Annotated in this window: 24 protein-coding genes, 1 tRNA gene and 1 pseudogene; 11 read left to right on the top strand and 15 right to left on the bottom strand. The window is 58.4% G+C overall.

The features are described 5' to 3' along the window. Positions 1-247 precede the first annotated feature (247 nt). From ACIQY3_RS01665 to ACIQY3_RS01640, 6 genes and pseudogenes are all read left to right on the top strand, one after another. Positions 248-1,429 carry a ferritin-like domain-containing protein gene (locus tag ACIQY3_RS01665; RefSeq protein ID WP_403016611.1) on the top strand — a complete coding sequence of 394 codons (1,182 nt, stop codon included), beginning with the start codon at positions 248-250 and terminating at the stop codon, positions 1,427-1,429. Between the two features lie 10 nt (positions 1,430-1,439). Continuing rightward, entirely contained in the window at positions 1,440-1,952 is a 513-nt protein-coding gene (locus ACIQY3_RS01660; protein ID WP_403016608.1) for a PaaI family thioesterase, read from the top strand. Continuing rightward, positions 1,939-2,202, top strand: coding sequence for an acyl carrier protein (locus ACIQY3_RS01655; protein ID WP_403016606.1), 264 nt, complete (start codon positions 1,939-1,941; stop codon positions 2,200-2,202). The genes ACIQY3_RS01660 and ACIQY3_RS01655 overlap by 14 nt, the downstream gene beginning before the upstream one ends. Before the next feature lie 80 nt (positions 2,203-2,282). Next, complete coding sequence (locus ACIQY3_RS01650; protein ID WP_403016604.1) at positions 2,283-3,956, top strand: AMP-binding protein; 1,674 nt, start codon at positions 2,283-2,285, stop codon at positions 3,954-3,956. Further along, positions 3,953-4,531, top strand: coding sequence for a thioesterase family protein (locus ACIQY3_RS01645; RefSeq protein WP_403016602.1), 579 nt, complete (start codon positions 3,953-3,955; stop codon positions 4,529-4,531). Before ACIQY3_RS01650 ends, ACIQY3_RS01645 begins: the two co-directional genes overlap by 4 nt. An 11-nt stretch (positions 4,532-4,542) precedes the next feature. After that, positions 4,543-4,788: pseudogene (locus ACIQY3_RS01640) on the top strand (SDR family NAD(P)-dependent oxidoreductase); the annotation flags it as partial. Positions 4,789-4,813: 25 nt separating this feature from the next. Here the strand turns inward: ACIQY3_RS01640 and ACIQY3_RS01635 are convergent. After that, a complete protein-coding gene (locus ACIQY3_RS01635; protein ID WP_403016600.1) occupies positions 4,814-5,344 on the bottom strand; it encodes a MarR family winged helix-turn-helix transcriptional regulator in 531 nt (176 codons plus the stop codon). Between the two features lie 107 nt (positions 5,345-5,451). On the opposite strand from ACIQY3_RS01635, the gene ACIQY3_RS01630 reads away from it, so the two are divergent. Beyond that, positions 5,452-6,258 (top strand): SDR family NAD(P)-dependent oxidoreductase, encoded by an 807-nt coding sequence (locus ACIQY3_RS01630; protein ID WP_403016599.1) that lies wholly within the window; start codon positions 5,452-5,454, stop codon positions 6,256-6,258. Positions 6,259-6,319: 61 nt separating this feature from the next. Here the strand turns inward: ACIQY3_RS01630 and ACIQY3_RS01625 are convergent, their stop codons facing one another. The 3 genes from ACIQY3_RS01625 to ACIQY3_RS01615 all read right to left on the bottom strand — a co-directional run bounded on the left by ACIQY3_RS01625 (position 6,320) and on the right by ACIQY3_RS01615 (position 8,546). After that, the gene (locus ACIQY3_RS01625; RefSeq protein WP_403016598.1) at positions 6,320-7,291 is read right to left on the bottom strand and encodes a saccharopine dehydrogenase family protein; all 972 of its coding nucleotides are present in this window, start codon (positions 7,289-7,291) and stop codon (positions 6,320-6,322) included. Beyond that, complete coding sequence (locus tag ACIQY3_RS01620; RefSeq protein ID WP_403016596.1) at positions 7,288-7,689, bottom strand: VOC family protein; 402 nt, start codon at positions 7,687-7,689, stop codon at positions 7,288-7,290. Before ACIQY3_RS01620 ends, ACIQY3_RS01625 begins: the two co-directional genes overlap by 4 nt. A gap of 107 nt (positions 7,690-7,796) precedes the next feature. Next, positions 7,797-8,546: a glucose 1-dehydrogenase gene (locus ACIQY3_RS01615; protein ID WP_403016594.1), complete on the bottom strand. Its 750-nt coding sequence runs from the start codon at positions 8,544-8,546 to the stop codon at positions 7,797-7,799. Positions 8,547-8,689: 143 nt separating this feature from the next. Between ACIQY3_RS01615 and ACIQY3_RS01610 the strand changes: the two genes are divergently transcribed. Further along, positions 8,690-9,574, top strand: a complete 885-nt coding sequence (locus tag ACIQY3_RS01610; protein WP_403016592.1) for an AraC family transcriptional regulator N-terminal domain-containing protein — start codon at positions 8,690-8,692, stop codon at positions 9,572-9,574. Here the strand turns inward: ACIQY3_RS01610 and ACIQY3_RS01605 are convergent. After that, positions 9,559-10,185: a class I SAM-dependent methyltransferase gene (locus ACIQY3_RS01605; RefSeq protein WP_403016590.1), complete on the bottom strand. Its 627-nt coding sequence runs from the start codon at positions 10,183-10,185 to the stop codon at positions 9,559-9,561. The two genes, ACIQY3_RS01610 and ACIQY3_RS01605, sit on opposite strands and share 16 nt — an antisense overlap. Before the next feature lie 358 nt (positions 10,186-10,543). Between ACIQY3_RS01605 and ACIQY3_RS01600 the strand changes: the two genes are divergently transcribed. Next, on the top strand, positions 10,544-10,795 hold the full coding sequence (locus ACIQY3_RS01600) for a hypothetical protein (protein ID WP_403016588.1): 252 nt from the start codon (positions 10,544-10,546) through the stop codon (positions 10,793-10,795). A gap of 65 nt (positions 10,796-10,860) precedes the next feature. On the opposite strand, the gene ACIQY3_RS01595 is transcribed toward ACIQY3_RS01600, so the two are convergent. The 5 genes from ACIQY3_RS01595 to ACIQY3_RS01575 form a co-directional block, all read right to left on the bottom strand. Next, positions 10,861-10,935, bottom strand: a tRNA-Gln gene (locus ACIQY3_RS01595). An 86-nt stretch (positions 10,936-11,021) separates the two neighbouring features. After that, a complete protein-coding gene (locus ACIQY3_RS01590; protein ID WP_403016586.1) occupies positions 11,022-12,140 on the bottom strand; it encodes an agmatine/peptidylarginine deiminase in 1,119 nt (372 codons plus the stop codon). Between the two features lie 20 nt (positions 12,141-12,160). Then, on the bottom strand, positions 12,161-13,258 hold the full coding sequence (locus tag ACIQY3_RS01585; protein ID WP_403016584.1) for an extracellular solute-binding protein: 1,098 nt from the start codon (positions 13,256-13,258) through the stop codon (positions 12,161-12,163). A gap of 2 nt (positions 13,259-13,260) precedes the next feature. Further along, on the bottom strand, positions 13,261-14,169 hold the full coding sequence (gene aguB / locus ACIQY3_RS01580; protein ID WP_403016582.1) for an N-carbamoylputrescine amidase: 909 nt from the start codon (positions 14,167-14,169) through the stop codon (positions 13,261-13,263). 4 nt (positions 14,170-14,173) lie between these two features. Next, positions 14,174-15,226: an agmatine/peptidylarginine deiminase gene (locus ACIQY3_RS01575; RefSeq protein WP_403016580.1), complete on the bottom strand. Its 1,053-nt coding sequence runs from the start codon at positions 15,224-15,226 to the stop codon at positions 14,174-14,176. A 134-nt stretch (positions 15,227-15,360) separates the two neighbouring features. Between ACIQY3_RS01575 and ACIQY3_RS01570 the strand changes: the two genes are divergently transcribed. Further along, positions 15,361-16,215, top strand: coding sequence for a LysR family transcriptional regulator (locus ACIQY3_RS01570; protein ID WP_403016578.1), 855 nt, complete (start codon positions 15,361-15,363; stop codon positions 16,213-16,215). A 148-nt stretch (positions 16,216-16,363) separates the two neighbouring features. Beyond that, complete coding sequence (locus ACIQY3_RS01565) at positions 16,364-16,621, top strand: DUF2790 domain-containing protein (RefSeq protein ID WP_403016576.1); 258 nt, start codon at positions 16,364-16,366, stop codon at positions 16,619-16,621. Positions 16,622-16,675: 54 nt separating this feature from the next. Here the strand turns inward: ACIQY3_RS01565 and ACIQY3_RS01560 are convergent, their stop codons facing one another. The 5 genes from ACIQY3_RS01560 to ACIQY3_RS01540 all read right to left on the bottom strand — a co-directional run bounded on the left by ACIQY3_RS01560 (position 16,676) and on the right by ACIQY3_RS01540 (position 22,820). Next, positions 16,676-17,611, bottom strand: coding sequence for a LysR family transcriptional regulator (locus tag ACIQY3_RS01560; protein ID WP_403016573.1), 936 nt, complete (start codon positions 17,609-17,611; stop codon positions 16,676-16,678). Positions 17,612-17,766: 155 nt separating this feature from the next. Further along, positions 17,767-18,723 (bottom strand): aldo/keto reductase, encoded by a 957-nt coding sequence (locus ACIQY3_RS01555; RefSeq protein WP_403016571.1) that lies wholly within the window; start codon positions 18,721-18,723, stop codon positions 17,767-17,769. Between the two features lie 31 nt (positions 18,724-18,754). Next, entirely contained in the window at positions 18,755-20,221 is a 1,467-nt protein-coding gene (locus ACIQY3_RS01550; protein WP_403016569.1) for an efflux transporter outer membrane subunit, read from the bottom strand. A gap of 20 nt (positions 20,222-20,241) precedes the next feature. Next, positions 20,242-21,693 carry a DHA2 family efflux MFS transporter permease subunit gene (locus ACIQY3_RS01545; protein WP_403016566.1) on the bottom strand — a complete coding sequence of 484 codons (1,452 nt, stop codon included), beginning with the start codon at positions 21,691-21,693 and terminating at the stop codon, positions 20,242-20,244. Next, entirely contained in the window at positions 21,693-22,820 is a 1,128-nt protein-coding gene (locus tag ACIQY3_RS01540) for an HlyD family secretion protein (RefSeq protein WP_403016564.1), read from the bottom strand. The genes ACIQY3_RS01545 and ACIQY3_RS01540 overlap by 1 nt, the downstream gene beginning before the upstream one ends. Positions 22,821-22,977 lie beyond the last annotated feature (157 nt).

Below are 22,977 nucleotides of genomic sequence, written 5' to 3'. Positions count from 1 at the left end.
ACAGCAAACTCCTTCGAAGATGGCGGCGCTTAGCCACCACTTATCACAATCTAATCATTAAGGCAATTAGACCAACGTCTATAAAATACTCCTGATTTGGCCCTTTTTATTGGATCCAACGTCTATATACTGCGCCGCGCCGTGACCACAGGATGATTTATGGTCTAAAAGTTGACCGCTAGGTCATGGCGCTGACACGGCACGCTCGAGTGCCGATATGGAGATGTAAACATTGCAAAGGACTTCTATGAATATCTTTTACCTTCATTCCGGTAACGTTAATTCCTCCGCGATCTCGCTAGTTGATCGCAAGGGTTACGCTGTCGTCGAAAAAGCCATTCATGAGTTTATCAATGATGTTAGTCCGGAGGACATCAGCTGCTCGGTTATTCTGATTGCTTCCGAGCAGTTACATGAAGTTGAACAAGTGTTGGAAGCTGTAAAAAAACCCGGCCTGTTGGTCAGCACCCGAGTATTACTGGTTAGCGATAACCCACAAGTGTGCGCCCTCGGAGACTCGGTCAAATACGATGTTCAAGGTGTCGTGTCGACCGCAACTCCAATCCCCGATATTGAAAAGGTCATCGAAAAAGCGATTTTCGCTTTTACGACACTCCAGTCAAAACACAACATCAAAGAATTTTATCTAGATAATAAGTTCAGCGAAGTTTTTGACTGGTTCGAACAATCACGGTGGGAATGGTCAGAAATCGGTGACTTCTCCAACATTGATAGAAGCTTGCTGACCGACGAAGACATTCAACTGCTTCACGATGGCGCCGTTGTAGAGCATACGACCTTGCCTGGGTCACACAACTTTCTTAACGAGTGGCGTGACGAGTTTGGCTTTTCCACATGGTCGTTGATGTGGGGGGCTGAAGAAGCGCGACACGCTTTGGTCCAAGCCAAATACCTGAAGCACTTGGGCATCGAGGTTCGCTCGAAGCACGCCATGTTCACGCGTAAACCGTATGAGGTGGGTGACTACCCTTCCGCCACGCTGATGATGAACGTGATTTCCGAGTACCGAGCGGCCAACTACTACAACTTGCGTGCCCATCGCACCAATGAACCCACGCTGAAGAAAATCTGGCGCTTGCTCAGCAAGGACGAATCTCGTCATGCCAAGGCGTTCTATGTCTTCTGCAAAGAGCTGTGCGAGGAAAGCGACGTCAATATGCTGGAAGCGCTAAAGATGGCGTACGTCTGGCTGATTGATGCCTCTTATGGCGTCAAGCACCCTGCTGGATTGTTTTTCCCGAATGCGGACTCACCCGACTCGGTCAAGACCATTGAACAGGATGTGGTGGGCGACGACGACAATGAGCGTGGTGATGCCAATGTGTACCGCGCCTTGCGCAACCTCACCGGCAATAAAGCAATCGTTGATACACGCTCGTTGAAGTCCGAGATCCGCGCCAGAATGTAGGTGATGCATCATGAAAGACGCTCTTGTAGAAGAGGCTGATGTCACATCGAATTGTTTTGGATGCAGCACGCAAAATGATATCGGTTTGAAGTTAGAGTTTGTCGACGGTCTGGACGAAGTATATGCACCGGTATCTCTGGGTCGTCAGTACGAATCTTATCCAGGCATTGTCCACGGTGGCATTGTTTCTACTGTCCTGGATGAGGCCATGGGAAGAGCTATTATGGCCTTCACCGGCAAAATGGCAGTGACGATGGGCCTGCGAGTACGCTTCATCAGTATTTGCGAGTCATTTGCAGCGTACCGGCTGGTTGGAAAGATCGTCTCGATGACCGGCAATATGATTAAAGCTGAAGCACGACTCTTGACGCCTGCCGGCGACCTGGTGGCCCTGGGTGAAGCGTCGTGGATTGTGATTGAGCCTGAAGCTGTTTTTAGCGGGCAGACAAAAGTCCCGCATAGAACGTTGTTGTATATCAACTATGAAGTTAGCCGCGATGGAGCTGTTTGTGAACGAAATTGAATTCGAAGTATTGGACATTGTCACCAAAGTTGTTGGGCTGGAAGCCGGCTCGGTGACGACAAGTACCAGTATCAGGGACCTTGGCGTGACATCGATGAAGATCGTCGAAATGATTTTGATGATTGAAAAAAAATACAACATCGAAATGCCCGATGACGCGACTTATACGATCGAAACCGCCGGGCAGTTGATTGCGGCTGTTCAGGTATTGGTTGAAATCAACCGGGAAGAATCGCTCGCCACTCATTGATGGGTCGTTGATCTGACGCCTTGCCGTCAGCCAAAAGACGGCAAGGCGTTTTTTAGTCCATTGCAGAATCAGGGAATGATGTGAATACGATATTGACTGCACTTGCTCGTACCGCCGAGCTGTCGCCGGGGCGAGGATTTCATGTCCTTAAGAATGGCAAGGTTTCGTCATTTTTGAGTCATGCCGAACTTTATAAAAGCGCGCAGGCGAGGGCCAGTGTTATGCGCGGGCACGTGACATTAAATGAACGAGTGGGACTGATTTTTTTCAACGAACTCAGCTTTATAGAAAGCTTCTTTGCCATCTTGTTGGCCGGCGGCGTTCCCGTCCCAATCGCACCGCCACAGCCCTTTTCACCGCTGCAGGGTTTCTACAGGCGCGTCGGTTTGATTGCCAGACAGTCCATGATCCACAGGTTCCTGGTTTCCGAATCGGTCAGTGAGGAAGTCAGAGAGTCTCTTGGCGTTCATAGTTCTTCAATCGTGCAAACGCTTGACGAGTTCAGTGCCCTGAGCGAGAGCGCTGCGGCAGTACCACTTGAGCGCCCGAACGCTATCAGCGACACCGCGTTGATCCAGTACACCTCGGGCAGTACTTCGGACCCGAAAGGCGTCGTTGTCACGCAAGAAAATCTGATTCTGAATGTCGCCGCAATGTGCGAATCGTTTGAAATGAACGCCGAGTCTGCCGGCGTGACGTGGCTGCCGTTCTTTCATGACATGGGCTTGATCGGCGGGCTGCTGTTGCCCGTGTTTGCCGGCTCTGACTCCTACATCATGCGAACCGCAGACTTTGTAAAAGCACCGCTTGGCTGGTTAAAAGCCATTTCAGACTTTTCCTTGAAGATTTCACCTGCGCCGAATTTTGCCTACAAGTATTGTCTGGAGCGATTCAAGACTGATGCCCTGTCGGGCCTGGATTTAACCACTTGGCGCTCTGCCACAAGCGGGGCTGAACCCATCAACCCTAAAGTCATGCGTGCTTTTACGCAGGCTTTTGCGCCTTACGGCTTCACCGCAAACTCGATCATGCCCCTTTACGGGATGGCCGAAGCGACTTTGGGTGCAACGTTCACCGCCGTGGGTGAAGGCATGCGCAGTGTGTTCGTCGATCGTGACGCACTGAACAACGGACTGGTTGTACTTGCAGATAGCGATGCTTCAGGGAACAAGGAGATCGTCTCCTGCGGAAAACCCATTCGTCATGTAGAGGTCAGCATTCGCGTCGACAACTCGCATTTTGTGGATACCCCGCTTCTGCTCGGAGAGATTGCGCTGAAAGGGAATTCCGTATGTTGCGCCTATGATAATGATCCGAAAAATACCGCTGCGATGCTTGAAAACGGCTGGTTTTTGACTGGGGATATAGGCTTCCTGTTCGAGCAAAATTTATATGTCGTCGGCCGAAGCAAGGAAGTCATCATCATTAATGGCGCCAATTACTTCGCCAATGACATTGAAAGTTATACCGCTGAAGTCGAGGGTGTTCGAGGCGTTGCAGCCGTTCCGCTGATCGGGTCAGACAGCGAAGAATGTGCATTACTGATCGTCCCTGCCAAAGGCCATGACCCATCCAGCCTGACTCAAATTATCCGCAGAAAAATCAGTGACGAACTGGGCATCTACATATCCAGCATCGACATCATTGCCGCTGGCCAGTTGTTCAAGACGACCAGTGGAAAGATCGATCGAGCCAAAATGAAATCCCTCTACAACGACAACTTTTCACGTTCCATCGAGGCCGTTAATCCATGAACCTGTTTTTCAGATTATTCGTCATGTCATTGGTGGGTGCTGTGATGCGATGGCGCAAACCTACTCACTTCACAAATGCGACGGCGATTGGATTCACCGCTGCACCGCTCGACATTGATTTGAACATGCACATCAATAACGGGCGCTTCCTGTCACTTGCCGACCTCGGCCGCCTGCATTTCCTGTGGTCTGTTGGCACGCTTGGAGGGATTCTGAAAAACGGCTGGATGCCCCTGGTAGGCAATGTTGATATTGAATACAGAAAATCGATAAAGCTGTTTCAGCGATTTGAAGTTAAAACCGAACTGCTTTACTGGGATGAAAAGTGGTTTTACTTCCAGCATGTCTTCATGGTCGGAGCGAAAGTGTCGGCCGTGGCTAACGTCAAGGCGCTGTTGATCGACCGCACGCGCAAAGTCGTAGACCCTGCCCGAATTTTCGCACTGATCGGTGAATGCCCTGAACCTCCAGTCGTGCCGGAATCAATTGCTGATTGGGTCGGACGCTCCCGTGCACACGCACAAGCCAAGTCGTCGCCTCAACGCCAGCCAATGGAAGACGAACGCGTCGGGTAATGCATGGACTGGCGCTGTCGACCGTCACCACCAACCTGCTCGGCCCGATCCGCAAGAGTTCGGCACTCGTCGAACACCTGAAGACCCAGCCTGATGCGGTCATCGTGAACGTCTCGTCGGAGCTCGGCTTCGTCACGATGGCGGTGACGGCGGTCTATTCGGCGACCAAGGCCGCGCTGCATTCCTACACCCTGTCACAACGGTATCTGCTGCGCGAGCATGGCATCCAACTGGTGGAAATCGCGCCGCCGTGGGTACGGCCGACGTTCGGCTGATCGCCTTTCAGTTCCCGAGGTAGGCAGAAAGAAACTCGTCCGAGGCCACGTAATCGGCAACGGTGCGCAGTGACGCTGCCGCCTCGGCCCCCAAGACTTCTTCGACGCGCCGGTTGGCCGTGCCCCAGTGCACGATTGCCTCCTGCAAGAGCGCGGTGCCTGCCGGGGTCAGAACGGCGCGCTTGGTGCGCCGGTCCTGTTCGTCTGGTTGAAGTTCGACCAGGCCATCCCGTATCAGTGGTTTAAGGGCATGGGTCAGGGCTGAAATCTGAATCGCCAGCTTGGCCGCCAGATCTTGCAAGGTCGGCGCCTTTCCTCCGTTCGCCACCGCCATCCGCGTTGTTTCCGTCAGAAGTGAAACCTGCGTCGCCTTCAACCCTACGGGCGCGAGCGCTTCGTCGTACAGATTTCCCAAGCGGCGCGCCGCGAGCCTGAGGGCTGTATTGGTGCACACCAGGGCATCGAAGGCGGTTTTCTCTTCAATGTTGTCCTGAAGTACGTCGTGTGTCGCTGTGGAGTTGCCAGGAATTTTGTTCATTGCGAGATGATGGTTGAGCACAACACTATTGACAAGCCCCTGTCATTCGATCTTACACTTGCGGCCTCAACTATTAGCTTTAGCACTAAACCTAAAGAGGCAAGACCATGACTATCTCGAAGAAAACCGCTGTTGTGACGGGCGCATCCTCAGGCCTCGGCGCCGTGTACGCTGACCGCCTGGCGGCGCGGGGTTATGACCTGGTGTTGGTGGCTCGTCGGGCCGATCGCCTGGCCTCGTTGGCCGAAAAACTGACCAGCACCTACGGCGTCAACGTCCGGAGCCTGGTCGCGGATCTCGAGAAAGAGGCGGATGTCGCCAAGGTGGAACAGGTCCTGAGCAGCGATGCCAGCGTGCAACTGCTGATCAACAACGCCGGCCTCGCCAAGTTGCGCCCGCTGGCAGACTCGTCCATCGATGACTCCATGACCCAGGTGTCGCTGAACATCATTGCGTTGACCCGCCTGACCCAAGCCGCCCTGCCCGCCTTCGTTTCGCGTAACGCGGGCACCATCATCAACGTGGCGTCGGTGCTGGCGGTGCAGTCCTGGTCGATCAGTTCCGTGTACAGCGGCAGCAAAGCCTATGTGCTGGCCTTCAGCCGGGGCATTCAGGACGAACTGGCCAAAGCCGATTCGAAAGTGAAGGTTCAGGTGGTGCTTCCGGCCTCGACCGCCACCGAAATCTGGACCGAAGGCGTCTCCGGCGTGCCGCTGTCGGCCCTCGGAAAAGACACTGTGATGAGCGCTGAAAACTGCGTCGACGCCGCACTGGCCGGCTTGGACAACGGTGAAGCGATCACCTGGCCTTCGGTGGAAGACCAGCGCCTGTGGGACGAATACGCCGCTGCCAGCTCGACACTCTTCGCCGCGACGCAAACCGGTACTCCCGCTTCGCGTTATCGCATTGCATGACAGTCCCAAGCGGCTCTGGAATTCAGGGCCGCTTTTTTTATTTCAGCCTCAGAATAGCGTCCTAAAAATCGGTAACGGTCGTCCCCGCAATCGTCTCGGCAAACCCCATTCCGAACACGCGCCCTGGCGTTTCAAAACCGGCTCGCCGTTCGCCGGTCAATACCCTGCGTGCCGCTTCCACGGCGGCCAATGGCGTGTAGCTGTAGCCGTTGACGGTCTCGATCACCGAGCGCGCAACCCGGCCGTCAGCGCCGGTGACCTCAGCCACTGCACGGGCGCGGTGGGCATCTCGCTGCTCGGCATTGGGGCCGTCGGGGAGTTGCGACAGATCGCCTTCGGGGAACGCATCGCCGCTGATGTGCACGAACATGGCGATGTCGGGAATTCCCGTGGAGTGCCAGCCAGTCACCAGGTCGCCGAACGACAACGGCGCGCACACGACCGGGCCATCGCCAAAATCGAAGTCGTGTGGCTGGGCGCCAGGGGTGGCGACGAGCTGACCGTCAACCCGCGCCAACAGCCCCGCGCCGATGATTTCACCAACGCTCATGGCCGATCCCCGCGACATGGAACCCGGCACTTGCAGCGCCACCTTCAACGACTGCGGATTTTGTACCCGACGCGCGACATGCATCGCCAGGCAATCGGTCGGCACCACGTCCCAACCGACGCCGGGCAGCAACATGACACCTGCCTCGGCTGCCTGCCCGCCCAATCGCTCCGCCAGCCGATAGACGTTGATCTCGGCGGTGATGTCCAGATAATCAACGCCCGCCTTGATGCAGGCATTGATCAACGGGCCAGCCGTTTGGGCGAAAGGCCCGGCGAAGTTGAGCAGCACGCCAATGCCGGTCAGGTCTGCCGAAGCATCCGCGTTGAATACGCGGTAAGGCACGTCCAGTTGTGTCGCGAGGGAGGCCAACCTGTCGGCATTGCGCCCGGCGATCACAACGTCCAGCCCTTGAGCCTTGGCGTGCTCGGCGGCCATGCGCCCGGTGTAGCCCGTCGCGCCGTAGATCATTAATGTTTTCATTGGGCGTGCTGCCAGTTTTTGTAGACGAATTCGAGGCTGTAACCGTCCGGGTCGAGAACATTGGCCGCGTAATAGTTCGGATCGTAGTGCAGACGTGCACCCGGGGCGCCGTTGTCGACCGCGCCGCTGTCGATGGCGGCGGCATAGGCGGCATCGACTTCAGCCTTGCTCTTCGCCACAAACCCCACATGCACCGCCCGCCCCTCGACGACGCCTTCGCGCAGCCAAAAGAAGACCCGCCCGTTGGCACCAAAGCCCTTGAGGTCCGGGTGGCCGGGCGGGCCGTCCTTGCCGTCATAATCGAGACGTCCGGTGATGCCGAGCGGCGTCAGCGCGGCGGTGTAGAAACGGATGGAACGGTCAACGTCGCTGACCGAGAGAAAAATATGATCGAGCATGGAAGGCCTCACCGATTCAGATGCTGATTGAGTGGTATCACCACAGTACCCCTCGCCTTCGCAGTGAGCGCCGTCGTTTCTGCTGCAATCCTGCCTGTTTCTGCTTTTTAGTAGCCAACCCCGCGTACGCCACCCGAAGCCCTGATGGATTCGCCAGTCACCCAATGCGCATCCCCGGAGGCCAGGAATACAGCCAATGGTGCGATGTCTTCCGGCTCGCCAAAGCGACCCAGCGGCGTGCCCGCGATAAGCTTTTCTCCAAACTCACCAGCGAAGTTGCCGTCGGTGGCCGGCGTATTGGTGTGACCGGGCAGGATCGAGTTGACCCGGATCCCGCGTGGCCCAAGCTCCCTGGCCAGGGCGAAGGTCAAGGTATCGACCGCGCCTTTGGTGGCCGAATAGACGCTGGAAGCGAGATAGGGATCGGTGCTGAGGATCGAGCTGATGTTGATGATGCTGCCCGAAGGTCCCAACAGCTTCACGGCCTCACGAACCGCCAGCAGGTAGCCGAGCACGTTGAGGTTGAATTGCTTGTGAAACGCTTCCTCGGTGAGGTCGTCGATCATCTGGAACACGGCCACACCGGCGTTGTTCACCAGGATATCCAGCGCCCCGTAGGTGCTCTTGACGGTATCGAACAGCCGGATGACGTCGGCGCCGTTGCTCATGTCTGCCTGGACGCCGACAGCCGTTCCGCCCTGCGCTTGAATCTGGGCGATCACTGCGTCGGCATCGACTTTACTCGACGCATAGTTCACGACGACCGTCGCGCCTGCCGCGGCAAGCGCCTTGGCGATCCCCGCACCGATACCTTTCGATGCGCCAGTGACAACGGCAATTTTTCCTTCGAGTTTCATGGGATGACCTGTGCAGAAGAGTGAAGTGTGGTCCTCAGTATTCGGGCATACGACGTTCAGGCCGTTGCCGGTTTTTCTCCGATGATTGCCTATTCTTCTCACACGCCTTGTGTTGTGCGCGGCACTGCGCCATGTTCAATCCCATGAACGAAGCGATGAATGAACTGCGCAGCATCGTGATGCGTGCGCAGAATAAGTGGACGGACACCGGGCTGGCGCGCGTGGCGATGGTGCGGGCCGAGGCGTGTGCGAATCAGGTGTATCAGCCGATGCTGCACCTGGTGCTGCAAGGCTCCAAGACCTTGTCCATCGGCGATCAGGTGTTGGAATACCGGCCGCTCACCTACTTCCTGGTGCCGGTGGATGTCCCAGCCACCGGCGAGATTTACCCCAGTGGTCCGGGCGAACCGTACCTGGCGCTGAGCCTGACTCTTAACCCTTGCGTCATCGCCACGCTGTTGGCTGACGAGGTCAAGTCGGGCGAGCAATCCCTTGCCCACTGCTTCAGTGCAGTGACCGCACCGCCTGAACTGATTGACGCATGGCTGCGCATGATGCGGCTGATGGATCGCCCCAACGAGGCGGCGGTGCTGGCGCCGATGATCGAGCGCGAGATTCTGTTTCGGGTCTTGCAAGGGCCGCTCGGCGGCATGCTGCGGGAGATCGCGCGCCCGGATGGCCGACTGGAACAGATCCGGCGTGCCACCCTGTGGATCCGCGAGCACTACACCGAGCCCTTTCGCGTAGAGCCACTGGCGGCAATGAGCGATATGAGCGTCGCAGCGTTCTATCGCCATTTCAAAGCCACCAGCGGCATGACGCCCATTCAGTACCAAAAGCGCCTGCGCCTGCTCAGGGCACGCTGGCTGCTGTTGTTCGACCCTCGCGACGCCGCTTCCATCGCCTTCAGCGTGGGATATGAAAGCGCGTCGCAATTCAGCCGTGAATATGCGCGGCTGTTCGGGATGCCACCGGTGCGGGATGCTGCCAGGTTCAGGGCGCCGCCGGCACGTCAGGCAGGTTTGTAAGCCATCCAGCCTTTGAATGTGAACCCGGTATAGAACACTTCAACCGCCTCGAAACCCGCCGCCCTCAATAATCTTTCGTCCTCTTCGGGCGACAGCACCGGCAGGTTGCTGCTGATCGCTGCGATGGCGCGTTCAGCGTCCGCAGCAGGTACGCCCGAGTCCACCGCATAGGCGGCATAGCGCTTCAGCCAGCGGGATTTTTCGTCGGGTGATTGCGGGAAACTGTGGTGCGCCACAATCAGCGGCGCACCGGGTAACAAGCGGCGCCAGATTTCCTTGAGCGTACGCAAGCGCTCTTCAGCCGGGATGAAATGCAAGGTCAGCAGACAAGTGGCAGCATCAAACGGCCCTTCTGGCGCGGTATCGATGAAGCCTTCATGCAGCTCGACACGTTCTGTGTGCGCGCCCAAGGTGGCCTCTGCCAGTTTCAGCATCTCGGCGGAGGGATCGACGCCGACGAAACGCCACTGCGGCTGAGCATCCGCAAACTTCTTCAACTCAAGCCCCCCGCCCGCGCCGAGCACCAGGATACGGCCTGCCGTAGGCACGCTTTCACGCAGGAGCAGCATCGCCATGCGTTGCAGGGATTCGAAACCAGGCACCAATCTCACGGGGCCTTCGGCGTAACGGGCGACAGCTTCGGGGTCGGAAAACTAGGTCATGACAGTTCCTGCGCGGCGGGGAAACCGTTAACCCTACTTGCGCATGACCATACTGGCAATCGCAGTATCGAGCGCAAAAAAAAGCCCCGCGACCTCAAGAGGTGCGGGGCAAGGAATTGGTTGGTTGCGGCCAACCAAAGGAGCAGGGTTTAAAGCGCTAAGCTGTCAGCGGCTTCGATGGGGTGATTCTCGGCGTTTGCCCGGCAAAGAAGAACTTGTGATTCTTGATGGTCACTATTGCTTGAACCAATAGTTGCGCCGCGTGCAGACTGCGTGACAGCCCGACTACAACTAAAAGGATTTCCCCGTGCGCACGTTTGACCTGATCCGCGATGCTGTCCTGCCCGAGTTCCGCGACCGGGTGGCTGAATACCTGGTCGAGTACGAAACCGTGTTGGGTGAAAACCCGCCCGATTCGGAACGAGTGCGCACCACGGCCCATCAATTGCGCGGTTATTTGCGTGGCCTGAACACCACACGGGTGCTGGGGATGGCAGATTGGGAAGAGCTGGATCGGCGCGTGGTGGGGACGTGGCTGACGCAGCCTGCTCAGCTATAAACTTTGACAATGCAGAACGAAAAAGGGGACAGATCATTCGATCTGTCCCCTTTCTATAAGGAATATGGCAGGGGCGGCTGGATTTGAACCAACGCATGGCAGGATCAAAACCTGCTGCCTTACCGCTTGGCGACGCCCCTGCAAGAGCGGGCGGAAATTTATCAACTTTCGCCGCGTATGAAAAGCCCCCTTACGCATATTTTTGTTTTAAAACAGCCACTTGTCCCTAGACGAACGGTTGATGGCTGGTTACGCAGTGAATTCCGCCACCTCCAGCAGACACGGCATCGATGTTGAGCTGCACCACTTCGCGGTCTGGATAGAGCCCGGACAACAGCTCAAAAGCCTTTGCGTCCGCCGCTTTGTCACCAAACTCGGGCGCAATGATCGCCCCGTTGATCACAAAGTAATTGATGTAGCCCGCCGCGAAATCCGGGTTGTTGCGGTTGAACTTGCTCTGGCGCGGTTTGAGCGGTGGCGACACGGTGTGCACCTGGAGTTTGCGGCCATCGGCGTCCGTGGCGTTTTGCAGAATCTGCAAATGCGCTCGGGTGACCTTGTAATCGAATGACGCAGGGTCGTTGTCGAGGTTAGCGATGACCACGCCCGGCTTGATGAAGCGCGCATAGAAATCGACGTGGGCGTCGGTGATGTCCTTGCCTTTGATTCCCGGCAGCCAGATAATTTTGCGCAAACCCAGGCGAGCCTTCAGTTCTTGCTCGACCTCGGCCTTGCTCCAGTCGCGGTTGCGATTGCTATTGATCCAGCTGCTTTCGGTCATGATCCCGGTGCCGTGACCGTCCACTTCGATCGCACCGCCCTCACCCACCAGTTCGCTGCGCAGATACTCCGCCTCGGCGTTCCGCGCGACCAAAGCCGCCAACTTCGCATCCTTACGATGCTGTTGTTTGTTGCCCCAACCGTTGAAGTTGAAGTCCACGGCGCCCAGTTCGCCTTGCCCATCGACCACAAAGTTGGCGCCGATGTCGCGCATCCAGATGTCGTCGAGTTCGGTGATGACGTAGGTGATGTTGGTGGTGCCGCAATGCTCTTCGGCCAGCTCCCGCTCGCGCTGGCGACAGAACACGGTCACCGGTTCATAACGGGCGATGGTGCGGGCGATCAAGCCGATGGCGGCTTGCACGTCGGCAGTGAAATCCTCCCAAATGGCTTCCTGGGCGCCAAACGCGATGAAGGCCCGTTGGTGTTTATCGCCCTCATCCGGCATGTGCCAGATGCCCGGGGTTGCCGCTTGCAGGAGCGACGGCGTCAGGCCCATGGACACGGCGGCGCCCAGACTGGCAACCACCGAAACCTGCTTGATGAACTCGCGACGCGTCGACATGTATTGCTCCCTGTGTGAAGTCATTTCGCAGTGGCCGTTTTGAACTTGGTCCAGGTGCGCATCCGCGCCCGCATATCGGATTGGGGAATGTCCTTGCCGGGAATCAGCCGCGCATAGGTAGCCTCGTCGAGGTAAATATCAGGATTGTTGCGCATCGCCGCATCGACGTTAGGGCGCGCCTTCACATTGGAGGTCGGGTAGCCGGTGAAATTACTGATGGCGGCCATGTTCTCCGGGCGCATGACGAAGTTGATAAACGCATAGGCGTATTCCGGATGTTTGGCATCCACCGGAATCGCCATGGTGTCCATCCACACTGTCGTGCCTTCGCGAGGAATGCGGTACTGGAACGAGGTCTTCTTGCCGGCACTGTCCGAGGTGCGTTGCGCCTGGGTCATGTCGCCGCTGTAGCCGAGGGACAGGCACAGGTTGCCGTTCACCAGGTCGGTCACCGGTTGCGACTGGAACTTGCGAATGTACGGCCGCAGTTTCATCAGCAGGTCGCTCGCCGCTGCCAGGTCTTCAGGCTTGGCACTGCGTGGATCGCGACCGAGGTAATTGAGCACCACCGCCAGCACTTCGTCCGACGAGTCGATCATCGAGATGCCGCAGTCAGCGAATTTGGCCGCCAGTTCCGGTTTGAACAACATGTCGAGGCTGTTGACCGGCGCGTCCGCCAGGCGCTGTTTGATCTGCTCGGCGTTATAGGTCAGGCCGATGGTGCCCCAGGTGTAAGGGACGGTCGCTTTGCTCGAGTACTCGTAATGGGTGCGCAGTTTCTGCAAGCCGGGTTCGACGTCATCCAGGGCAGTGAGTTTCGAGCGGTCCAGGGGCAGCAAACTGCCGGCGCGCATCAATCGCTCGGACACGGTGTCGCCGGGAAAGATCAGGTCATAACCGCTGCCGCCGGCGAGCATCTTGGCTTCCAGGGTTTCGCTGCCATCCATGACGTCGTAGATCACCTTGATCCCGGTTTCGGCGGTGAATTTGCTCAACGTGTCTTCGGCAAAATAGTCGGCCCAGTTGTACAGCCGCAGGGTTTTCTCTTCGGCGTGCAGCGACGGCGCGGCACACGCGAGTGTCAGGGCGGCGAGCAACAATCGGTTGGCAATGCGCATGATCAAACCCCTTGAGTGGCCCAGCGAGAATGGAGATGACGGCCGTCCTGGCTCAACAGCGCGCCGTACATGTCCGGACGGCGATCGCGGTAAATGCCCCAGCTCAGGCGTTCTTCGCGCATGAGCGACAAGTCCAGGCTGTGCACCAGCACACCGGTGCTGTCGCGGTCGGCCTCGGCGAGCAACTTGCCCTTGTGGTTGCAGATAAACGACGAGCCGTAAAAGCTCATCTGCAAGGTCGGATCGGTGGTCGCCGCCTCTCGGCCGACGCGATTCGATGCCACCACCGGCAAGAGATTGGCCGCCGCATGCCCGCGCATGGTCATCTGCCAATGGTCGCGGGAATCCAGCGCTGCGCAGCCCGGTTCAGAGCCGATGGCCGTGGGAAACAGCAACACTTCGGCACCCATCAACGCCAGGCAGCGGGCGGTTTCGGGGAACCACTGATCCCAGCAGATGCCCACGCCGAGGCGTCCGAACGCGGTGTCCCAGACCCGGAAACCGGTATCGCCGGGGCTGAAGTATTCCTTCTCCTGATAACCGATGGCGTTGGGGATGTGGGTCTTGCGATACACCCCCAGCAAACGCCCGTCGGCATCGGCCACGCTCAGGGAGTTGAAGTAAGCATTACCGGCCTTCTCGAACCAGCTCAGCGGCAATACAACCCCCAACTCCTTGGCCAATGCGGCAAAGCGCTTGAGCACCGGGCTGTCCCGATATTCTCCGGCCAGGGCCAGGTGTTTATGGCTCTGTTCGATGCAGAAATACGGCGTGGAAAACAGCTCCTGCAACAGGATGACCTGGGCGCCTTTCGCTGCGGCCTCACGCACAAGCTGCTCGGCTTGATCGAGGTTGTGTTGCAAATCCCAGGTGCACGGCATCTGGGTGGTAGCAATCGTCAACAGGGTCATGGCTTCAACCCTCCACCGGCCAGGCGGGCTGTTGCTGGGTGATGCAATGCACCCCGCCGCCGCCATGGGCAAGGTGATTGATGCGCACCGGCACCACTTCGCGCCCCGGGAACGCTTGGGCCAACACTTCAGCCGCCGCGTGGTCGGCGTCGATGCCGTAGGCCGGCATGATGATCGCGCCATTGGCGATGTAGAAGTTGGTGTAGGAGGCACAGAACACTTCGGCTTCGGTGTCCACGGCATCGGTGGCTTCGTACAACTCGATCAACTTGAACTTGCGGCCCTGGGCATCGGTGGCCAGTTCCAGCACGCGGCGATTTTCCCGGGCGACTTCGGCGTACACCGACTGTTTGTCGTGGGTCGCGTCCACCAGCAACACGCCGGGACGGGCGAAGGCGCAGACACCATCAACGTGGCCGTCCGTCATGTCGCCGGTCACGTAATCCGGATCGCCCGGCAGCCAGATGGTTTTCTTCACGCCCAGCAGGCGAGTGAAGATGTCTTCCATCTCGGCTTTGCTGATGTCCGGATTGCGATTGGCGTTGAGCAACACCGATTCGGTGGTGATCAGCGTGCCTTCACCATCCACATGAATCGCCCCGCCTTCGTTGCTCAATGGTGTGCCAAAGCACGGCACGCCGAGGTGATTGAGTGCACGGCGCGCCAGGCCTTCGTCCAGATCATGGGCCGACTTGCCGCCCCACGCATTGAAACGCCAACTCACCCCGGCCAGCCCTTGTTGCGGATGGCAAACGAAGCTCGGGCCGGAGTCGCGGCACCAACTGTCGTTCACCGCCAACGGGATCAATTCGATATTGGGACCGCACAGCGCTTTGGCACTGGCGATAGCCGAAGGATCGACCACCATTTTCACCGGCTCGAAACGGGCGATTGCATTGGCCACGCGAGCGAAATCCTCTTGCACCAGCGGCAACGTCACGCGCCAACCCGATTCCCACAGCGCCTGGTTGTGTGGCCAGACCATCCAGGTCGCGGCGTGCTTGACCCACTCTGCCGGCATCATCCAGCCACTGTTTTGAATTTGATTGTTCTGCATGACAAACACCTTTTAGTTAAGTCATTGTGTTCAATGAAAACTGCCTCGATGGGCTTGGCATGCATGCTACGGCTGTAAAATCGGGGGAACAAACGATGGATTTAGTGGAAAACTGATTAGAGGAACTTATCAATATGCTCAAGCACTGGCCTCCGCTCAGCACCCTTCGCGGCTTTGAAGCCGCCGCGCGACTGGGCAGTTTTCACAAGGCTGCCGCCGAGCTGCACCTGACCCAATCGGCGATCAGCCAGCAGATTCGCAGCCTTGAGGCGTACCTTGAGCAACCGCTGTTTTTCCGCAGTGGCCGCAGCGTCAGCCTGACCGATGCCGGCCAAGACCTGCTCAGCACCACCCAGGCATTGCTGCAACAATTGGCCGTCGGCATTCGCCGTCTCGGGCAGTACCAGAAACCCAATCAACTGGTGCTCAACACCACGCCGGCGTTCGCCCGACACTGGTTGCTGCCGCGCCTGGGGGATTTTCGCGGACAGCACCCGGAGGTGGATCTGTGGATCTATAGCACCGATGAAGTACCGGACATGACCACCCAGACCATCGACGTCGCGGTGCGCGATGACATCAGCTCCCAGGCCGAATGCAGCTTCAAAGTGCTGCACGCCGACCGCCTCTACCCGGCCTGTCACCCGAGCGTGTTGGCGTTGCCGCAGGAACGACGCACCACCCTGCACGGCGAACGGGAAATGGATTGGAGTCACTGGGCGGTGGAGGCCGGTATCGATGTCGGCCAGCAGGATCAGGGGCTGAATTTCTCCGATCCTGGCCTGTTGCTCGACGCGGCGTGTGCGGGACTGGGCATCGCGTTGGTCAGCGAACTGTTGAGTTGTCAGGCCCGCGCTAGTGGGTTGTTGCAGCCCTTGGTGGAGCAAACCATTCGTGGTCCGAACTGGGCGTTGCTGACCCATCGCGACAGTGAAAGCAATGCGCGGAGTTTCAGTGAGTGGTTGCTCGGTCAGTTGGAGGCGGCGTAACGGCTCAATTCATGCGGAATCCGGCAACAGTGTTTGTCCAGTGGCCCGCTGTTTGGGGGAAGGTCAAACACCTAGCATCGTCTCTACCCGGTGAGCAAACAGTTCGCCGAGGTAAAACAACTAACCCTTGGATGAGACGGTGAACATCATGAAACTTTCAAGTGCAGCAATTTTTCTGGCCCTTATCGGTATCGGCGCACCTGCCTTTGCAGACGACGCGACCAGCACCACGCCGGTCGAGAGTTATAGCTACGGCATGAAACTCGACATTCAAAAAGTCATTTCGATTTCGGATACCGCCGATCAATGTGGCCCGGTGCCGACCCAGATGACTTATGAAGACTCGAAAGGTGAACGGCACATCCTGCAGTATTCCGTGATGGGTACTGGCTGTTCGAACGGTTGAGCCCGGTGCAGACGATGGAGGGTCGACACTCCATACCTGCGGCGCCAGCGACGATTACTTGTTTGATGACCCGACGACTTTTGCATCTGCGGCCAACATGCCCGGAATGTAGTCTTTAAGAAACTCCACCCATGTCCTTATCTTCGCGTCCACGAACTTGCGTGACGGGTAGATCGCAAACAGATTTAACTCTTCCAGATGGTAGTCCGGCAGCACGCGCACCAACTTGCCGGCCCGCAAGCCATCGACCGCCGAGGCAATCGGCTGAATCCCGATTCCCATCCCGCTGAGTATGGCCACCGTCATGGCGTCCGCCGTGTTGACGTGAATGGGCGACTCGGGAATCGTCACCGTTACCCCGCCTTCCGGTCCCTCGAATGCCCAGTTTTCAACCGGCATTACCGTGTTCACAATCCGCAAGCAATCATGTGAAGACAACGCATCCGGTAACTCGGGGGTTCCGCGCTTCTTCAGGTACGCGGGCGATGCGCACAGAATGCTGTAGGTGATGCCGAGCCGCTGCGCGACGAAACCTGAATCGGGCAGATCCCGCGCCAGGACAATCGACATGTCATAGCCCTCCTCCAGCAAATCCGGCAGGCGATTGGTCAGGGTCAGATCGAACATGACTGAGGGATGGGTCTCTCGGTATTTGGCGATGGCATCGATCACGTAATGATTGCCGATGGCGGCCATCGCATGAATCTTCAGCCGCCCCACCGGCATGACCTGAGCGGTGCCCGCCTCTTCGTCGGCCTCCCGTACCTCATCCAGAATCTTCTCGCAGCGCTGCAAGTAACGTTGGCCAGCTTCGGTCAGGGCGAGGCGTCGAGTGGTGCGGTTGATCAGGCGTGTGTGCAGCCGGGCTTCCAGGCTGGACACCGCTTTGGATACGTTGGTGGTGGTGGTGTCCAGCAGGTCGGCTGCCGCGGTGAAGCTGCCGCTTTGCGCAACGGCGACAAAGACCCGCATGGTTTGGAAAACGTCCATCGTTTCGCCTCAACGGTATGGCCAAAAAGTGGGGTGATTTATTGTGGGAACGGGCTTGCTCGCGAAGACGGTGTGTCAGGCAACATCTTGTCGACTGGTACGCCGCATTCGCGAGCAAGCCCGCTCCCACAGGTTCTGCGCCTGGCTGACTATCTCTACTCAGTTTTTTTGCGCGGAATAAATCCAGGCACACCAGTCTCCACCACCGAATTGAAGCGCACCCGGGTGGTAATGTCTTCCTTGATCTCACGCATGGCCCTTTGCGGCAAGGTCTCGATATCGATGTTTTCCTGGATGTGGCTCGGCGTGGCCGATGTGGTCAGGAACGCCACGCCGCGCTGCACCGCCCAGGCCAACGCCACTTGCGCCGGGGTCTTTTGCAGGCGCTTGGCGATGCCAGTGATCACCGTGTCTTCCAGAACGTTCGGCTCCATGCCATGGCCCAGCGGCGCAAACGCCAGGACGATGATGCCGTGCTGCTGACAAAACTCCAGCAGTTCCCATTCCGGCAGGTATGGGTGGGACTCAACCTGCACCACGGCAGGCTTGATCCGGGCCACCGCCACGATCTCTTTCAACGCTTCCAACGTGATATCGGACAAACCGATGGACCTGCACCGTCCTGCATCCACCAGGCGTTCAAGCGCCCCCCACGTCTCGATCAGCGTCACGCCTGAGTCGTAGATCACATGCCCGAATGCATCCCTCGGGTCCTGGTTATCGCCAGGCTGAAAGGCGAACGGCGTATGGATCAGGTAGCAATCAATGTAGTCGACTTGCAGGCGCCGGCAACTGGCTTCAAAAGCAGGTTCGACGCGCTCGGGACGGTGGTTGGTGTTCCACAGTTTCGTGGTGATGAACAAATCCTCGCGGCGGATCGTGCCCGCCTCCAGCACGTCTTTCAAAGCGACGCCGACCTGCTCTTCATTGCGATAACGCTCGGCGCAATCGAAATGGCGAAACCCGGCGTCCAGCGCATGCTTGACCGCTTGGGTGGTGACGCTGAGATCGCGAAACAGCGTGCCAAACCCTACCGCCGGCATTTCAACCGAGCCGTTATTCAGCGGGAATCGGGTATCGCGAAGTTCATCGTGAAACGCTTCATATGACATGTCTTTACTCCACAACTTGGGGCCGCAGCCGTTATTGATACGAATGTTTGGTTGCTTCGCGAGACGCGACTTTCTGCTCGAACACACCGACGGAATTGCCGCCGAGCGCCACGTACAACCGCACGGTGTCGAGGTATTGCGCCGTCTTCACCCGGATTTGCCCGAGCAATGCCTGTTCATAGGCACGTTCCGCTTCCAGCACTTGCAGGATGCTGTTTTCGCCTTGAGCGTAGGCTTGCTGGTTCAAGCGAAAACTCGTGTCGGCGGCGCGCAGTGCGTCTTCCTGGGCGAGGTTTTGTTCGGCGTCGTGGTTGATCGCTTGCAAGGTGTCCGCGACCTGGCCGAACGACTGGATAACGGTCTGCTGGTAGCCGGCGAGAGACGCCTGGTAACCATCGACAGCAGCCTGGCGTTCAGCCTTGAGGGTGCCGCCATTGAAAATCGGCGCCGTCAGCCCCGCCGCAAAACCCCACAGCGCCGCGCCGCCATTGCCGGACGCCGCTTGCGCCAGTGGGGCCGACAGCTCGACACGGGGATAGAGATTGGCCGTCGCGACACCCACCGCCGCGCTGGCCATGTGCAGCTCGGCCTCGGCTTGCAGGATATCCGGCCGGTTGCGGGCCATTTCCGAAGGCAGACTGACCGGTACGTTGGACGGCAAGGCAAATTCGGCCAGCTCAAACTCGGGCGCGATCCAGTCCGCCGGGCCTTTGCCCGTCAGGATCGACAGCGCATGACGCGCCGAATCCCGCTGCTGCGCGAGGGGCGGCAACAGCGTGCGGTCCTGGGCTAGCCGCGTCTCGGCGAGTGACACGTCAATCTGGGTGGTGGCGCCATTGGCGTGGGCCGCTCGCACCAGTTCGAGGTTTTTGCTGTCATTGGCGAGCAACTTTTCGACGGCTTGCATCTGCGCGTTGGCGGACGCCAGCAACAGCGCCTGGCTGGCGACATCGCCGGTCAGGGTCAGGTACGCCGCTTCGTAGCGATGTTTTTGCAGCTGCGTAAACGCTTGCTGTTGTTCGACCAGACGCTTGTTGCCACCGAATGCATCCAAGTCAAAACCGACTCGCGGCCCGATTGCATAGAAGTTGGAGACGGTTGGCTCGGGCCCGTTATGGGTGCGTTGACGACCCGCCTGCGCACCAAAATCCACTTGCGGATACAGTGCCCCTTCCGCCGCCGCAACCGAGGATGCGGCTTGCCGAATGGTGGCGTCCGCCGCAACCAGTTCAAGGTTGCCATCGATGGCCCGGCGCACCAGCGCGTCGAGCTTCGGCGAACGAAAAGCGGTCCACCAATCACCGTTGATCTTCTTTCCATAGCCGATGTGTTGAGCGAGTTGCTGTTCGGCCTGTTGGTCATAGTGCTGCGACTCGCTGGCCGCTGGCGTTTGAAAGTCCGGGCCGACGGTGCAGGCGGACAGGAACACCATGAACGACATCGCACCGACCACTCTCGGGAGCTGATGTCTGTTGATGAAAAGCGCAGGGGATTTCATTGGGCACACTCCACGACAAATTAGTTGGTCGGAACGGGTTTGCGAAGGAAGACAACCAGTGGGCTCACCACCAGCATCGCCACCATCAAAATCTTGAATTGGTCGACCACCGCGATAAAAGCCGCCTGCCCGGTGATCATTTCATTGAGGCCCGCCAGCGCCTGTAAGGACGGCATTTGCGCGCGATACGGCGTTATGTTGCTGACCAGCGCCAAGTGCATCGCCTGGGTGTTGTTGAAGAAAAACAGCTGCACAATCGCCACGCCCAAGGTGCTGCCGTAGACCCGTGACAGGTTGAACAGACCGGTGCCTTCGGGGCGCAGCGCCGGGTCGAGGGTGCTGAACGCCACCTTGGTCAGCGCTGGCATCAGGATGCCGATGCCAATTCCCTGAACGGCGCCGGCAACTGCCACCGGTGTCCAGTCCATCAACGGCGAATAGCCAAGCATCATCCAGTTGGCATAAATCACCAGGGCCACCCCCGCCGCAACGAACAGTCGACGGTCGAAACGCTCCGGAACCCGGCCCATCAGCAGGAACGCGCCGACCAGGCCGATGCCACGCGGGATCGTCAGGGAACCGGTGGTGTCAGGCGGGTAGCCGAGAATCTCGTCGAGCATCGGCGAGGTCAGGGCCATGGTCGACAACAGCACGAAACCGACGGCGAAAAAGATCACGGTCGACAACACGAAGTTGCGGTCGTCGAACAAACGCTTGTTGAGGAAATGCACCTTGGCGGTGAACACATGCACAAGGAACAGGTAGAACCCCAACGCAGATCCCAGCGCCTCCACCCAGATTTCGGTCGAGGCGAACCAGTCCAGGCGTTCACCGCGATCGAGCAACATCTGCAAACTGATCAACCCCAACGTGAAGGTGCCGAAGCCGAAAAAGTCGAACGTCGGGCGCTTCTCGGCCCTCTTCTCTGTGAGCAACAGCGCCATCACCAGGAAGATAAACGCCGACAACGGCAGGCTCATGTAGAAGATCGGACGCCAGCCGAAATGCTCGCCGATCCAGCCACCGATGCTTGGGCCGCTGACGATGCCCAGCAGCACGATGGCGGTCCACGTCGCACCGAATTTCGCACGCTTGGGCAGTGGCAACGTCTCCATGGCAATCGCCATCGACAGCGGCGCCAATACGCCACTCGCCAGCCCTTGAACAATTCGCGCGCCGATGAATTCCAGCGAGGTGGTCGCCTGGGTCACCAGCAGCAGACCGAGGACGAAGCAACCCAGCGCGACCAGGTAAACCCGCTTCAAGCCATAACGCCCGGCGAGCCACTGGGCGATCGGCAAAGTGATTGCGCTCGCAGCGAGGTACGAAGTGAATATCCAGCCTGCCTGGTCGTCAGTCATCGACAAGCTGCCCTGAATCAAGCGCAGTACCGCATTGGGTAATGGCAGGTTCGCCGACTGCATGTAGGTCGCGAGCAGCGCGGCGAACCGTAATGTCCGCGTCGTTTTCATCAGAAGTTACCCGCCGTCAGCAACGATTTCAGTGGACGCCACCACGGCGAGCGAAACCCGGTATCAACCTTGACCGTGGCGCTGGTCCCGGAGAACAGCGGCAGCGCTGGATCGGCTTCATCGAGCTCAAGACGAACCGGCACCCGCTGCACGACCTTGACCCAGTTGCCGGTGGCATTTTCTGGCGGCAACAGGGCGAAGTCCGCGCCGGCACCCGGGCTCATGCTGGTGACGTGGGCTTTGAAAACGTGATCGGGATAAGTGTCGATGCTGATCGTGGCTTTCTGGCCGGGACGCATATGGGTGACGTCGGTTTCACGGAAGTTGGCTTCGATCCACACCTCACGACCGGACAGCAGCGCAAAGGCTGGCGCGCCGTTGTTGACGTAGTTGCCCACCTGCAAATCATCGACCTTGGCGACGATGCCATCGTCCGGCGCATACACCGTGGCGTACGACAGGTAGAGCTGAGCTTCGTCGAGCTGGGCCTTGGCCTCATGCACCGTCGGGTGGTTGTCGGCGTCGATGTTGGGGTCGCCGTTCAAAGCAACTACGGTGCTGGCGATCTGTTGTTCGATCGACGCGATTCGCTGGCGGGACACCTTGAGGTCGGTGTCTGCGCGCTCATAAATGGCCTTGGAAACGAACTCGGTCGCCACCAGCGCCTTCTTGCGGGCAAATTCCTTTTGGTCGAAACCGGCGGACTCTTTGGCCGATTGCAATTCAGCCTGCTGCTGGCGGTAGCTGGCCTTGAGGCCATCGATACGTAGCCGGGCGACGCTCAGTTGAGCCTGGGCGCGGTCAACCGCGATCTGCAACGGTTTCGGGTCGATGCGAAACAACACCTGGCCTTTGTGAACCGGCTGGTTGTCCTCGACTGCGATTTCCACGACTTGCCCGGAAATGCGCGCATTAATCGAGGCTTTCGCCACCCGGGCGTAGGCGTTGTCGGTGGTGACGAAAGGTTCGTCGGCCACGTAATGCGCATAGCCGACGGCGGCGAAAAGCACCGGAAAACCTATCATCAGAAACGGCCGCAGTTTCTCCCTGAGGGGCTTCTTGAGGGGCAGGTCCGGGCCTGGATGCTCGGTGGCTTGTGTTGCTGAGATGTCGAACTGTTTAGTCATGATCGAATGCACCTATAACCGGGGGAATTGGGGATAGCACCCATAAAAAACAGCCATTCCGCGTGCGGTCTGGAGGATCGCTCCACCGCACCTGTTTCGTCGCCGCAACACCCAGTTCGAGCTCCGCTACAACAAACCTGAAGCCAAGGAATTTTTG

The organism is Pseudomonas sp. NPDC096950, from assembly GCF_044762525.1.
Taxonomy (GTDB): Bacteria; Pseudomonadota; Gammaproteobacteria; order Pseudomonadales; family Pseudomonadaceae; genus Aquipseudomonas.
Note: the sequence above shows the minus strand (reverse complement) of the source record. Positions and strands in the feature narration are given on the sequence as shown.